Below are 15,373 nucleotides of genomic sequence, written 5' to 3'. Positions count from 1 at the left end.
AAGCATGAACGCATTAATAACCCTATCTGTTTTAGCCATTCTGGTTCTTTACTTAGGCTTGTATAAGGCAAAAAATGCTTTGTTACCGGTTACTTTGCTCGGACTGGCAGCTGCACTGGCATTCAGTGTCATTGAATGGAATTCAGGATCTGCCCCAATTTTTAGTGGAATGATGTTGTTTGATAATTTTGCTGTCGCATTTACTTCGATTTGCATTATTTCAACAATGTTGATCCTTCTTATCTCTAAAGATTACTTTGAACATATTTCAGAGCATGTAGCTGAATATTATACAATTATATTGTTTGCCCTGATTGGTATACTGGTTATGGTTTCGTTCCATAATCTTTCAATGCTGTTCATCGGTATAGAGATTATGTCTGTGAGTTTATATATTCTTGCGGGCATCCGTAAAAATGATTTTAAGTCGAATGAAGCCGCCCTTAAATATTTTCTGATGGGTGCTTTCTCAACAGGTTTTTTATTGCTGGGCATTGCCTTCCTGTATGGTGCAACAGCCAGCTTTGACCTTGCAGCAATTAAAGAATACGTAGTAGCCAATCCATCGGGTATTTCTCCTTTGTTTTATAGCGGACTGGTACTGATGATTATCGGACTCAGCTTCAAGATTGGTGCAGCTCCTTTTCATTTCTGGACTCCCGATGTGTATGAAGGCTCGCCAACACTTATTACTGCTTTTATGAGCACTGTTGTCAAAACTGCAGGTTTTGCTGCATTTCTCAGACTGTTCATGATGTGTTTTGCGCCATTGCATGATTACTGGATGCCAGTGCTTTTAGTGATTTCAGTTCTTACGCTTTTCATCGGAAACGTAACTGCGTTATATCAGCAAAGCTTTAAGAGAATGCTTGCATTCAGCAGTATCTCACATGCAGGCTATATGCTTTTTGCATTGGTGGCTTTAGGCCCTCTTTCAGGCAATGCCGTCTTTGTTTATGCCAGTGCATATTCCATAGCTTCAATTATTGCTTTTGCAGTGCTTATCCTTGTTAAACGTCAGACCGGATCTGATACATTTGACAGTTTTAATGGTTTGGCACGGAAAAATCCATTTATTGCATTTACTCTTACCGTTTCGATGCTTTCACTGGCTGGTATTCCTTTAACTGCCGGATTTATCGGAAAATTCATGATGTTCTCTACAGCACTTACTGAATATCATATCGTTTTGGTTGTTCTAGCAGTTGTTAATGCCGTAATTGGTATTTTCTATTATCTGAGAGTAATTGTAGCGATGTATTTTAAATCTGCTGAGCGTAACGAGGTTCAATCATCCTCTTATTTCAACTTTGTACTTGGTTTGTCGGCAGTGCTTACAATTCTTGCAGGAGTATATCCTGCTCTGATATCCAACCTTTTCTAAGTTATTTCAGCTTAAAATATTGTAGCTTTACGCATATATAAATTATGCACGAGATCTGGGATTACCTTCAACATCTTATTGATCCGGTAAAACTACTGCGGGAAGGAGGATTTTACCTTCTCCTTTTTGTTGTTTTTGCTGAGACGGGGTTGTTTTTCGGCTTTTTTCTTCCCGGAGATTATTTGCTGTTTCTGGCGGGGATGTTCGTAGCTACAGATAAGCTGGATGTTTCTATCTATGTGCTGTTAGCCGGTTTGATGACTGCTGCAATATGTGGTAATTTTGTCGGATATTGGTTTGGAAAGAAGACTGGTCCGGTACTTTATCAGAGGAAGGATACCTTGTTTTTCAAAAAAAAATATCTAAGGTCAGCCGAAATCTATTATAAAAAGCAGGGAGCTTTTGCATTAATCATGGGTAGATTTATACCTATTGTCAGAACTTTTGCGCCAATTATTGCAGGAATCGTTAGGCTTGATTTTAATAAATTTGCATTTTATAATGTAACAGGTGCTTTTCTGTGGGTTACATCCTTAACTTTGCTTGGGTTCTTTCTTGGCAGAAGTTTTGAAAAGGAGATCAATGATTATCTGCTTTACATTATCGTAGGTTTTATATTGATTACTGCAATCCCGCTTATTGTAACCTATTTAAAGCGAAAGATAGGAAAAGATTCAGGTGAAGAAGAAGAGTTAAATCCTTAATAAAATGAATAAAGATCACCCCTGGCATAGTGTTTCTCCCGGAGATAATATCCCCTCCATCGTTAATGCGATTATAGAAATCCCTAAAGGTTCTAAAGCAAAGTATGAGATAGATAAAGATTCAGGACTTATTCGTCTTGACCGTGTGTTGTTCTCTTCTGTAATGTATCCTGCAAATTATGGGTTTATACCACAAACTTATTGTGATGATAAAGATCCATTGGATATATTAGTTTTATGTTCAGTTGATGTGTATCCGATGGCAATTGTTGAGGCAAAAGTTGTAGGTGTAATGCACATGGTAGATAATGGTGAGCAGGATGATAAGATCATTGCTGTTGCCAAAAATGATATGTCTGTGAATTATATTGAAGATCTGAAGGAACTACCTCCGCATACCATGACGGAAATCGTCAGATTTTTTCAGGACTATAAAGCACTTGAACACAAGAACGTCAGTATTGAGCATTTGCTGGGTAAGAACTATGCATATAAGGTTATCAAAGAAAGTCTTGAATTGTATAAGTCTACTTTTGTAAATTTATAATCACTATGGGCCTCGCACTGTTTTTTACATTTTTCCTTGTTTTTTTAAACGGTTTTTTTGTTGCTGCAGAATTTGCTTTGGTGAAGGTTCGTGCCTCACAGATTGAGATTAAGGCAAAATCAGGTAGTCGTGTAGCTAAAATTGCTAAACACATGACCCAGCATCTTGATGGGTATCTGGCCGCCACTCAGCTGGGAATTACCTTGGCATCTCTTGGCTTAGGTTGGGTAGGTGAAGCCGTAATGACAGACATTGTTACACGTTTCTTTCATCTGCTGAATGTAGATATGTCGACAGGGGTAGCCACTAATATAGGTCATGTACTTGCATTTGCCACAATAACAGTGATGCATATTGTATTTGGAGAACTTGCACCAAAATCACTTGCCATTCAGAGACCGATAGGAACAACAATGAGTATTGCCCTGCCACTTCATTTTTTCTATTTGATATTCAGACCATTCATCTGGTTGCTTAACGGATTTGCCAATTTTATCCTTCGCTTATTGGGTATCAGCACAATCGGTGGGCATGAAGCGCATCATAGTTCCGAAGAATTGCAATACCTGTTGGATCAGGGTAAAGAAAGCGGCGCTCTTGAAACTAATGAGCATGAACTGATTAAAAATGTATTTGACTTTAATGAGCGAGTGGTTAAGAATATCATGGTTCCCCGAACCAAAATTTCAGGAATTGAAATTGGGACACCACATAAAGAATTATTGGATGTCATTATTCGCGAAGGTTATTCCAGAATCCCTGTCTATGATGAAACAATAGACAAAATTGTAGGTATTGTTCATGCAAAGGATATTCTTCCATTGCTGGCAGAAAATAAGGAATGTATTCTTAAGGATATTATCCGTAAGCCATATTTTATTCCTGAAACCAAAAAGATTAATGATCTGTTAAGTGAGCTTCAGCTGAAGCGCATTCAAATTGCTATTGTTCTTGATGAATTTGGAGGAACGGCAGGTATGGTTACTCTTGAGGATATTGTTGAAGAGCTGGTAGGTGAAATTCAGGATGAATATGACGAAGAAAAACCTATCGTAGAGAAAGTTTCAGATACTGAATTTATTATTGATGCTACTGCCTCAATTTACGATGTAAATGAATACCTGCCTCATGATCTTCCGGAAGATGGTGATTATGATACAGTAGCAGGTTTGGTAAGTGAAATTTTCGGAAAGATTCCTGAGGTTGGTGAAGCGAGCGATTTTAACGGGTATATCATTACTATTCTTAAGAAAGCAGATCAGAATGTTGAATCTGTTAAGCTTGAGATGGTCATTAATAGTTCAGACGCTGTAGATATTCATTAACACTGACCCCGGCTTATGCATATTTTCTATACGCCAGATATTCAGTCGGAAAAATATACTCTGAGCGAAGAAGAAAGCAAGCATTGCATCAAAGTACTCAGACTTGATACCGGATCAAAGTTGAATCTGGTAGACGGTAAAGGGGGTTTCTATGAAGCTGTAATTGTGGATCCTCATCCCAAAAGAACAGGTCTGAAAGTAATTTCTCATTTGAAAAATTATGGGAAGCGAAATCATTATCTGCATATCGCAGTTGCCCCCACTAAAAATATTGAACGGATTGAGTGGTTTCTTGAAAAAGCAACTGAGATTGGGATTGATGAAATCACCCTGGTCATTTGCGATCGTTCTGAACGCCGGGATGTTAAAACTGAACGTTTGAATAAGGTAATTGTTTCGGCAGTTAAACAATCTATTAAAGCCTATTGTCCTAAATTAAATGAGCCTGTTCGTTTTTCAGAATTAGTTTCGAAGAACCCCTCATCACAGAAGTTCATTGCACATTGTATCCCTGCTAAGAAAAACTCATTGAAAGAGGAGATCAGCTTAAATTCTGATTATCTTGTATTGATCGGGCCGGAAGGTGATTTTAGTCAGGAAGAAATTAATCTGGCATTAAAGAATAATTTTATTCCGGTCAGCCTTGGAGATTCAAGGCTTCGAACTGAAACCGCAGCCCTTGAAGCTTGTTTTGAGATCAATTTTTTAAACCGATGAAACTATCATGATTTTGCCAAAACCCGCAGAGGGTATGATTATTAAATCATGATCGCCATGCCTGCCGGTAGGCAGGCCTGCATACCGGCAGGTAGGTTCATCACCTTTTAAAAACAAAAAATAAACGGATGAAAAGTCTGAAGAGTAGTTACTTTTTTCTTTCTGTGTTTGTTCTCTCAGGGATATTCCTTTCATTTTATGCCCCATCTTATAAGATTGCCAAGTTAAAATACAATGGAGGTGGCGACTGGTATGCAAACAGGACGGCATTGCCAAATCTGATAAGCTTTTGCAATTCAAATCTCGGGACTAATTTTGATAAGGAGGAAGCAGTTGTTGAGGCAGGAAGTGCAGAACTATTCAATTATCCTTTTATTTATCTTACGGGGCATGGGAATATTGTTTTTTCTGATGCAGAAGCACAGAATTTGAGGAAATACCTGATCGGGGGTGGATTTTTGCATATTGATGATAACTATGGGCTGGATAAATTTATCCGTCCTCAGATGAAACGCGTTTTTCCGGAGCTTGACTTTGTTGAACTTCCGGTAAATCACCTCCTCTACAATCAAAAATTCAAATTTCCGAACGGCCTTCCCAAAATTCATGAGCATGATGCCAGGAGGCCGCAAGGTTTTGCTTTAATATATCAAGGCCGGATTGTTTGTTATTATACATTTGAATCGGATCTTGGAAATGGCTGGGAGGATGCCGGTACTTATCCCGGTGATTCGGCTGAGACAAGGCAAAAAGCACTTAGAATGGGTGCAAATTTAATTCAGTATGCATTAACACAGTAAATTATGTATAAGGTAAAGGTTAACGATAAATACAACTTTGAGATTACTTCTGAGAAGGAGCATCATTATATTAATGGTATTTCTGTTGAAGCAGATTTCTTGAAAGTGAATTCAGGAACCTTTCATATACTTCATAACAATAAGTCGTATAATGCCGAACTTATTGAAATCGACAGATCTGAAAAGACCTGTTCGATAAAAGTAGGTTCATCTGTTTACACAATGAAACTTACTGACAGTCACGATGAACTTTTACATCAGTTGGGGATGGATAATCTGAGTTCGGCTAAGGTATCTGAGCTCAGGGCGCCTATGCCCGGGCTTGTTCTAAGGGTTCTGACTACTGATGGAGAATCTGTACCTAAAGGAGGAAATCTTCTGGTTCTGGAAGCCATGAAAATGGAAAATATCATTAAGGCACCGGCAGATGTTGTGGTTAAAATGATAAAGGTTAAAGCAGGTGATAAGGTTGAAAAGAATCAGGTGATGATGATCTTTTCCTGAGTTTTTGCAGTTAGAATTCAAGCTGCAGTTTTTTCATTAAATTATATTTCTTCAGGCAATTAAATATTGTTTATTTTCAAGAAAATTTGTTGGAAAGTAACGCAATATTTATCTGATGGCAATAGAAATTAAAACTAAGGGCGAGTTATACGATGTATGTATTGTTGGGTCAGGTGCAGGTGGGGGTATGGCTGCGAAAGTACTTACAGAGGCAGGTCTTAAGGTGGCTCTGCTTGAGGCAGGTCCTGATTATGATCCAGCAAATCCGGAGCAACAAACGCAACTTAAATGGTCTTATGAATCGCCGCGAAGAGGTGCTTCAACAAACCGTGCATTTGGCGACTTTGATGCCGCTTATGGCGGTTGGGAGATTGATGGTGAACCTTATACGAGGAAGAATGGTACAGAATTCGACTGGTTCCGTTCGCGTATGCTTGGTGGCCGTACTAATCATTGGGGCAGGATATCGTTAAGATTTGGCCCAAATGATTTTAAGCGCAGGGATTTTGATGGTTTAGGCGATAACTGGCCAATTGGCTATGATGATGTAAAGCCATATTACGACCGGATCGATAAAATGATAGGGATTTTTGGAACCAAAGAGGGCATCTATAATGAACCGGATGGACATTTTCTTCCTCCTCCAAAGCCCAGATTGCATGAGCTGATGGTCAAGCAGGCAGCAAACAAAATTGGAATCCCGGTTATACCTTCAAGGCTTTCCATTTTAACCAGACCGGTTAATAAAGATCGCGGATCCTGTTTTTTCTGTAATCAGTGTAATCGTGGGTGTTCTGTACATGCCGATTTTTCTTCATCGACCTGTCTTGTAAAACCTGCAAGAAAAACGGGGAATGCTGATGTATATGTAAATGCAATGGCAAGAGAGGTGCTGACCAATAGTGAAGGCCTTGCTACCGGTGTTTCTTATGTTGATAAGACAGATATGCAGGAATATCAGGTAAATGCAAAAGTGGTTGTTCTGGCAGCAAGTGCTTGTGAGTCTGCCCGTTTATTGCTAAACTCCAGGTCTTCAGCTCATCCAAACGGTCTCGCTAATTCAAGCGGAATGGTTGGCAAATATCTTCATGACTCAACTGGCTCTTCACGCGGTGCATTTATTCCACAGTTGATGGACAGAAAGCGCTATAATGAAGATGGTGTTGGAGGACTACACCTGTATATTCCCTGGTGGCTTGATAATAAAAAACTTGATTTTGCCCGTGGTTATCATATTGAATTCTGGGGTGGACTGGGAATGCCGGCATATGGATTCGGTTTCGGTATGGAAAATAACAATGGAAAATTCCCGGGGAAAGATGGCAAGATGAAAGCAGCAGGCGGCTATGGCGCTTCACTGAAAGACGATTACCGGAGATACTATGGCTCTACGGTAGGTTTTGCCGGTCGCGGTGAGAGTATTCCACGTATTGATAATTACTGCGAAATAGATCCCGGTGTTGTTGATAAATATGGAATTCCTGTTTTAAGATTTAATTATAACTGGACAGATCAGGAGATCAAACAGGCCAAACATATGCAGGATACCTTTGAAGAGATTATTCATTCAATGGGTGGAATTGCAAATGGCGAAAAACCGGGTGAAGACAGGAAATATGGATTGGAAGCGCCGGGAAGGATTATTCATGAGGTTGGAACTACCCGTATGGGGAATGACCGTAACAAATCGGTTTTAAATAAATACAATCAGGCACATGATGTTAAAAATCTTTTTGTGGTTGATGGCGGATCATTTGTATCTCAGGCAGATAAAAATCCTACCTGGACTATTCTTGCCCTGTCATTGAGAGCATCAGAGTATATTGTAGATCAGTTAAAAAAGCGTAATATTTAACAGATGAATAGAAGAGATTCACTAAAGGCACTGGCAGTAGGAACTGTAAGCGTCGGAACTATATTAACTTCATGTGATAAAAAAGATGGAAGCAAATCTGCCGGAAGCGGGAAGGCCGGGGTCTATGGCCGTACTCCTGAAGAAAAGCTGATCGATGAAAAACTGATGTCGGAAACTTTTTTTACGGCAGCCGAGATGGGAACCATTACAATCCTTGCAGATATCATTATTCCGAAGGATGACCATTCAGGAAGTGCCAGCGATGCTAAAGTTCCTGAGTTTATTGAATTTATAGCAAAAGATCAGCCCAGATATCAATTACCCCTTAGGGGTGGCCTGAAATGGCTGGATGTAAAATCTTTAAAACTGTTTAAAAAATCTTTTGCTGAGGCATCCAAAGCGCAGCAAATCGAGCTTGTAGATCTGATCGCATATCCCCAAAAGGCTGCTCCGGAGAATGCCGCTGGTGTAAGCTTTTTCAATACTATGCGTAACCTGACAGCAACTGGATTTTTTACCAGTAAAATAGGAATTGAAGATATGGGATATAAGGGAAATCAGCCAAATGAGTGGGATGGGGTGCCGGATGATGTACTGAAGCAGTACGGACTTGAATATGATCAGAAAACCCTTGATCAGTGTTTGAAAAAGGAAGACAGAGGAAAGATGATGACCTGGGAAAGCTGAGTCTTGCCGTAAACACAGATCTGAATTTGTACCATATTGAATAGATAGGTACAAATAGTATATTCTGTTTATTGATATTTTATTAATGAAGAATTAATATGGAAAGGCCTCTTTTGTATAAAGCAGAGCCTTTCTTGCTTTTAGTATTTATAATCTTAATTAATTTTCTTCAATGAATTTTTTTAAAAGCTTAAGGATTGCCGGATCCATTGTTCCGCTAATTGCATTTGTACTGGCAACGATAAGTACATCAGCTCAGAATATTTCTAATAATACTAAACCTGCCAGATTAACGCTGCCCAATGGCTGGTCATTAAATCCGGCCGGCCGCTCATTGCCACTGGGAGATTTGCCTTTGAATATTCAGATCTCCGGATCGCAAAAGCTATTGGCCGTTACAAATAACGGGCAGAGCAAGCATAGCATTCAGCTGATAGACCCTCAGTCTGAAAAGGTATTGCATGAGCAGCCCATCGCAAAGGCATGGTATGGTTTAAAATTTAGTGCTGATGAGAAGAAGTTATATGCTTCAGGTGCGAATGATAATATTATTCTGGCTTATCCTATAGTCAATAAAAAGCTTGGGAAGGCTGATACCCTGGTTCTTGGAAAAGCCTGGCCAACAGAAAAGATCGGTCCGACGGGTATTGAGCTCGACGATGCAGCAAACCGTTTATATACTGTAACAAAGGAGAATAATTCCCTGTATGTTTTTGATCTGCTCAGTAAGAAAATTCTGAATAAAGTTGATCTGAGTGCTGAGGCTTATGACTGCCTTCTCTCAGCAGATAAAAGTAAACTATATATCTCTTTATGGGGAGCAGATAAGGTTGCTGTTTATGATATAAAGGCAAATCGTATCACATCAGAGATAGCCACTGAAAGTCATCCGAATGAGCTTATTCAGAATAAAAGTGGAAAATATCTGTTTGTAGCAAATGCCAATGATAATTCAGTATCTGTCATTGATACAAAGTCTCATAAAGTAATTGAAGTTATTTCTACCTCTCTCTACCCGACCAGATTAACCGGTTCAACCACTAACGGATTGGCATTGTCTGAAGATGAAAAGACACTTTTTGTGGCAAATGCAGATAATAATTGTCTGGCTGTTTTCAATGTTTTAACTCCGGGAAAGAGCAGTTCAAAGGGTTTTATCCCTACCGGATGGTATCCTACCAATGTACGTGTAGCAGGTAAAAAGATATTTGTTTCTAACGGAAAGGGCTTTACTTCTCTGGCTAATCCCAATGGACCGCAGCCGGTTAAGAAGACAGATAACAGTGGGGTGCATCAGGGAATCACTGAGCAGAAAGAAGTTCAGTATATCGGAGGATTATTTAAGGGCTCATTATCTATCATTGATCAGCCCGGCGATGCGCAGCTTGAGGTTTTCTCAAAGCAGGTTTATGCCAACACTCCCTACAATAAGGAAAAAGAGACCAAATCCAAAGGCGCAGTTAATAATCCCGTCCCCAATATCCAGGGAGGGAAATCACCAATTAAATATGTGTTCTATGTGATCAAGGAAAACCGTACTTATGATCAGGTCTTTGGAGATATTAAAGAAGGCAATGGTGATCCGAATTTATGTATTTTCCCTGAAAAGGTAACACCGAACCATCATGCTCTGGCAAGAGAGTTTGTTCTGCTTGATAATTTTTATGTAGATGCTGAGGTAAGTGCTGATGGGCATAACTGGAGTATGGCTGCATATGCCAATGATTATGTAGAAAAGTCATGGCCTACCAGTTATGGGAGCCGTGGTGGTACTTATGATTATGAAGGAAGCAGAAAGATTGCTTATCCGCGCGATGGGTTTATCTGGGATTATTGCAAACGTGCTGGTATAAGCTATCGCAGCTATGGTGAATTTACAACCAAAGACGGAGCAACATTGAAATCACTCGTCGGGCATATTGCTCCGAAGTTCCCGAGTTATAATCTGGATATTAAGGACATAGACAGAATAGCGGCATTTAAGGAAGATTTTGACTCATTACTTTCTAAAAATGCGGTTCCGCGCTTTAATACGATCAGGATTGGGAATGACCATACCAGCGGACAAAGGATTGGTAAAATAACACCAACCGCTGCAGTTGCTGATAATGATCTGGCTCTCGGGCAGTTGGTAGAAATAATTTCCAATAGCAGTATCTGGAAGGAATCTGCAATTTTTGTACTTGAGGATGATGCTCAGAACGGTCCGGATCATATTGATGCCCACCGTTCGCCGGCCTTTGTAATTAGTCCTTATGTAAAAAGGAATTCAGTGAACAGTAATATGTATTCAACCTCAGGGATGCTCAGAACCATTGAACTGATACTTGGATTACCTCCAATGAGTCAGTATGATGCTGCAGCTATTCCGATGTCTGATTGTTTCACCTCAAACCCTGATTTCAAACCGTATAAAGTTAAACCTGCAAACATTGATCTTGAACAGCGTAACACTGCATGGAATAAGAGTGCTGAACGTTCACAGGAATGGAATTTTGCAAGAGAGGACGCAGCACCCGACCTTGATCTGAATGAAGTGGTCTGGAAATCTGTCAGGGGTGAAGGTTCTGTTATGCCTGCTCCGCGCAGAAGCGCATTTTTGAAGCTTGAACAAAAGAGGAAAGACGATGACGATTAAATTCGTTCCGGTTTTTGATTTTTAATATTAATATGAAAAGGTATTTTATTCTACTCTCTGCTATTTTACTTTCTGTAACTCTGTCCGCTCAGACTATAAAAGGAACTGTTTATAATCAGCTGAACAGGAATGTAATCAGGGGAGTGAGTATCAGTCTGGAGGGCCCTGTATCGGCAAGTTCGGGTACCGGGATTAATGGAGATTTTAGTTTTAAGAATATTCAGCCCGGAGTCTATCAGTTAAAAGTTAGCCACCTTAGTTTTGAATCCTATCAAACCACTGTTGAGCTGGGGCAGAAGGATCTTGATCTGGAGATATTTTTAGTACCTCAGGCAGGCTCACTTCCTGAGGTAGAGGTGATTTCAGCTTCCCGCAGAAACAGCCCATCACTTAATTTACCCTTTGCTTCGGGCGTTTTGAATTTGCCTGCACAGTCAGAGAATATTCCCCGTACAACACCAGAATCTTTAAGCATCATTCCCGGAGTTTTTGTTCAAAAAACCAATCATGGCGGAGGATCGCCATTTATCAGGGGCCTGACCGGTAATCAGACGCTGATCCTGATTGATGGGATCAGATTGAACAACTCTACTTTCAGGTATGGGCCCAATCAGTATATGAACACCGTAGACCCCTTTTCAGTCAGTAAAATCGAGGTCTTGAGAGGAAGCGGTTCAGTCCAGTATGGTTCTGATGCCATGGGAGGTGTGATACAGGTATTTACTAAAGAGCCTTCTTATTCATCTGCCAAGACTTTTAAAGGGAGTTTAAGCGGAAGATATGGTAGCGGTAATATGGAACGCTCAGGAAGTACTGAATTTGAATATTCAACCTCAAAAATGGCTTTTTCAGGAATTTTGGGAATGAAGGATTTCGGTGATCTGATAGGTGGAGATACTACCGGAAGGCAATCGCCTTCCGGATATACTGAATCAGATGCCAGCTTAAAATTAAAATTGAAGATCTCCGGTAAATCGGAATTGATTATTGCAAACCAGTTTGTTCAGCAAAAGGATGTAGATGTTTTTCATAAAGTAAGGCTTGAGAATTTTAAAGTCAATAAGATGGGGGTTCAGGGCAGAAATCTCAGTTATCTGAAGTATAGTATTGATCAAAATTCTGCTGTTTTAAACAGGATTCAATTTACAGGCTCATTGAATTCTACTATTGAAGAGAGAAATAGTCAGAAGAACAGCAGTCAGGTTCGCGGACTTGAGCGGGACAAGATACAAACCTCAAATTTAGCAGTAGAAGTGTTCTCTGATCTGAGCCGCTTCTGGACTGCGAACAGTGGTATTGAGTATTATAAAGATGAGGTAAGCAGTATCCGGAATAATATCAATATTCAGGATGGATCTGTAACAGTACTTCGGGGATTGTATCCTGACAAGTCGAGCTATTTGAATACTTCGGTTTATTCGCTTCAGCATATTCGTTTTGGTTCATTTAATGCAGAGGCTGGTTTAAGATACAACTGGCTGCAGGCATCCATAAAAGATACGAATCTGGGACAGCTTAAAATATCGCCTAATGCTTTTGTATGGAATGCGGGGATAAACTATTCTATTGATCAGCATCATTTTTATACCTCATTCAACAGCGGGTACCGTGCTCCTAATATTGATGATATGGGAACACTTGGAATAGTTGATTTCCGGTATGAACTGCCATCCTATGACCTCAGACCTGAGAAAAGTAATAATTCTGAACTTGGCTATAAGTTTGCTTCACACAGATGGAGCTTTGGTACTGCAGTATATCAAAACAGGATGAATGATCTGATCAACAGAGTTCAGACCGGTCAGATGATCAGCGGGTATAAAGTTTACAGGAAAGAAAATACGGAGGAGGCTGTTATTAAAGGAGTGGAAGGATTTGTTGAGTGGCAAGCCTCAGAAAACTTCTTCTTTGATATGTTTGCTTCATTCAATCACGGGCAGAATATTTCAAAGGCAGAGCCATTGAGAAGAGTGCCTCCTTTTAATGGTAATTTCTCACTTAAATATAAGCTGAATAAGTTTTATGTAAAGAGTGAGCTTTCCTGGGCTGATAAACAAAGTCGTTTGGCTCAGGGCGACAAGGATGATAACAGGATACCTTTAAACGGTACTCCCGGATGGAAAGTGTTGAATATTTATACGGGTTATTCTCTTGGATCTGTTCAGTTACGTATTAGTGCTCAGAATTTATTTAATGAAGATTACAGAACACATGGAAGCGGAATTAATGCGGTTGGAAGAAGTTTGTGGATGAGTCTTCATTATAATCTATAACATTCCTGTTTCTCGTTAGGGGGCATAAACAGAGAAGGCCTTTATATCACTGATATAAAGGCCTTCTCTGTTTATGGAATTAAGAATTTCTTATTTCGTTTTTCCTGTTGCTTTTGATTTTGGCTGTGTAAACTGTGGCTTTCCTTTTGAGATGATCTCAGGAGAACCAACAAGTGTCATGGCAGCACGGAAACCCATTTCGGCACTGGTTTCGTCCTGTTGCATATGTCTTCTTGTAGCAGGGTTTAACCAGTAAGCCCTGTCGTTCCATGAACCTCCCTTATAAACGCGTGAGCGGTCATTAACCAGAGTCGTAGTACCGTAAAGATTTGCCCTTACAGTATCAAGGTGCCCTCTGAAATCAGGGTTGTATGGTTTACCGGCAATTGATGAGTCGGCAGCTGCGGCATTGCCCTGTAACTCAGACCATTTTTGTTTTTTCCCGGTTTTTGCAGAATCTTTGATCGGACGGCCATATTTATCCTTAGCATAAACTCCTTTATCACGGTCAGAAAGACGCTTATTGACAAATTCATTTCCACGAAATGGATTGAAGTCTGAAAAATCTTCAAAGCTTAACTTTCTGTAAACATCAGCAGTCCATTCGTTTACGTTTCCTGCCATATTAAATAATCCAAAGTCGTTTGGAGTATAGCTTCTTACAGGAGCAGTGATATCAGCCTTATCATTAAGGTATCCACCTGTACCCATATTATCACCTTCGCCACGTTTAAAGTTAGCAAGGATCATACCCTGGGTACGTTTCTTCGGAGAACGAACACCAAGGCCGTTCCATGGATATATTCTGCCGTCGGCGATATTTTCATATTCAGTATTTCCGGCTAATGCCAGTGCTGCATATTCCCACTCGGCTTCGGTTGGTAAGCGGTAAGGCTGTTTCAATACGCCGTCTTCAAGTCTTACCGGTCTTACAGCTCCTTTTGATCCTGAATTTGTTCCGGCAGCTGCAGCATTAGGATTAAGGTCTTTCTTCATCTTTTTACCGTCAATTCCCTCTCCGCGGTATTGTCCGTTCAGATAGATATCTGTATTGAAAGGGTCTGAAGAGCTTGAAACACTTGTTGCTCCGCCTGATTTGCCCGTACCTGCAGTTAAAGTTTTATAATCGAGTAAAAAACCTCTGCTTCTTAGAATTTCTTCGTTTACCCGATCAGTACGCCATTCACAATAAGCATTGGCCTGCTCCCAGGTTACTCCTACAACAGGATAATCCTGAAATGCCGGATGACGCAGATAGTTATTTACATAAGGCTCATTGTAAGAAAGAGGCTGTCTCCATACCAGAGTGTCAGGAAGAGCATTATAATAATATTCAGCATCATTCGGGAAATTTCGTTTAATCCAGTGCAGGTATTCCAGCCAGTCAACATTCGCAACTTCGGTTTCATCCATATAAAAAGATGCAACAGTTACTCTGCGTCTTACATTATCAAATTCATAACCTAAGTCCTGGTTCAAGCTTCCTCCCATTACGAATGTACCACCTTCAATTGCAATAAGCCCCGGACCAGGTCCCGGTTTTACTTTAGAGTTCACTTCAAAACCACCATTATACTTATCGTTATAAGCCATCCCGGTTTTTGAAGATTTGCCTGTTTGCTTGTTGCAGGAGGTGAAAATACCCAACAACAAAAGGCTTGTGGTAAAATATATAGAAATTCGTTTCATTACTTTCGGTGTAATTGGAGCATTAATTTTTTAAAAATACAAAATTGCTTAATAACGCCAATGCTTTTTTTAACCATGCAGCGTTCTGAACAAGCTTTTTATTCAAACGGAAAAGATAAAATAAGGTTTCAAAGAATATACGTGAAATTGAATTTGAGACGTTATTTAAGTTTAAATATTACAATGATTGTTATCATCAGGGATTGCCGGATAATTTTGAAGTGATCCTAAGCGGTATTATTTCAGTTGT

The 15,373-nt window shown here is 39.9% G+C and carries 12 protein-coding genes; 11 read left to right on the top strand and 1 reads right to left on the bottom strand.

The annotated features are described in order from the left end of the window. Positions 1–4 precede the first annotated feature (4 nt). The 11 genes from P2W72_RS05660 to P2W72_RS05610 all read left to right on the top strand — a co-directional run bounded on the left by P2W72_RS05660 (position 5) and on the right by P2W72_RS05610 (position 13,434). Entirely contained in the window at positions 5–1,384 is a 1,380-nt protein-coding gene (locus tag P2W72_RS05660; protein WP_276359941.1) for an NADH-quinone oxidoreductase subunit N, read from the top strand. Between the two features lie 44 nt (positions 1,385–1,428). Beyond that, positions 1,429–2,088, top strand: coding sequence for a DedA family protein (locus P2W72_RS05655; protein ID WP_276359939.1), 660 nt, complete (start codon positions 1,429–1,431; stop codon positions 2,086–2,088). Positions 2,089–2,092: 4 nt separating this feature from the next. Further along, entirely contained in the window at positions 2,093–2,635 is a 543-nt protein-coding gene (locus P2W72_RS05650; protein ID WP_276359938.1) for an inorganic diphosphatase, read from the top strand. A 5-nt stretch (positions 2,636–2,640) separates the two neighbouring features. Further along, the gene (locus P2W72_RS05645; RefSeq protein WP_276359936.1) at positions 2,641–3,960 is read left to right on the top strand and encodes a hemolysin family protein; all 1,320 of its coding nucleotides are present in this window, start codon (positions 2,641–2,643) and stop codon (positions 3,958–3,960) included. 15 nt (positions 3,961–3,975) lie between these two features. After that, on the top strand, positions 3,976–4,677 hold the full coding sequence (locus tag P2W72_RS05640; protein ID WP_276359935.1) for a 16S rRNA (uracil(1498)-N(3))-methyltransferase: 702 nt from the start codon (positions 3,976–3,978) through the stop codon (positions 4,675–4,677). A 128-nt stretch (positions 4,678–4,805) separates the two neighbouring features. Next, on the top strand, positions 4,806–5,477 hold the full coding sequence (locus P2W72_RS05635; protein ID WP_276359934.1) for a DUF4159 domain-containing protein: 672 nt from the start codon (positions 4,806–4,808) through the stop codon (positions 5,475–5,477). Positions 5,478–5,480: 3 nt separating this feature from the next. Further along, positions 5,481–5,981, top strand: coding sequence for a biotin/lipoyl-containing protein (locus P2W72_RS05630; RefSeq protein WP_276359933.1), 501 nt, complete (start codon positions 5,481–5,483; stop codon positions 5,979–5,981). Between the two features lie 115 nt (positions 5,982–6,096). After that, complete coding sequence (locus P2W72_RS05625) at positions 6,097–7,836, top strand: GMC family oxidoreductase (protein WP_276359932.1); 1,740 nt, start codon at positions 6,097–6,099, stop codon at positions 7,834–7,836. Between the two features lie 3 nt (positions 7,837–7,839). After that, positions 7,840–8,523, top strand: coding sequence for a gluconate 2-dehydrogenase subunit 3 family protein (locus P2W72_RS05620; protein WP_276359931.1), 684 nt, complete (start codon positions 7,840–7,842; stop codon positions 8,521–8,523). Between the two features lie 172 nt (positions 8,524–8,695). Further along, positions 8,696–11,161, top strand: a complete 2,466-nt coding sequence (locus tag P2W72_RS05615) for a beta-propeller fold lactonase family protein (RefSeq protein ID WP_276359930.1) — start codon at positions 8,696–8,698, stop codon at positions 11,159–11,161. Between the two features lie 32 nt (positions 11,162–11,193). After that, a complete protein-coding gene (locus P2W72_RS05610) occupies positions 11,194–13,434 on the top strand; it encodes a TonB-dependent receptor (RefSeq protein WP_276359929.1) in 2,241 nt (746 codons plus the stop codon). A 90-nt stretch (positions 13,435–13,524) separates the two neighbouring features. Here the strand turns inward: P2W72_RS05610 and P2W72_RS05605 are convergent, their stop codons facing one another. Continuing rightward, a complete protein-coding gene (locus P2W72_RS05605) occupies positions 13,525–15,123 on the bottom strand; it encodes an SUMF1/EgtB/PvdO family nonheme iron enzyme (protein ID WP_276359928.1) in 1,599 nt (532 codons plus the stop codon). Positions 15,124–15,373 lie beyond the last annotated feature (250 nt).

Source organism: Daejeonella sp. H1SJ63 (assembly GCF_029360775.1).
Lineage (GTDB): Bacteria > Bacteroidota > Bacteroidia > Sphingobacteriales > Sphingobacteriaceae > Daejeonella.
The sequence above is the reverse complement of the archived record's forward strand: the minus strand, read 5'-3'. Positions and strand labels throughout refer to the sequence as shown.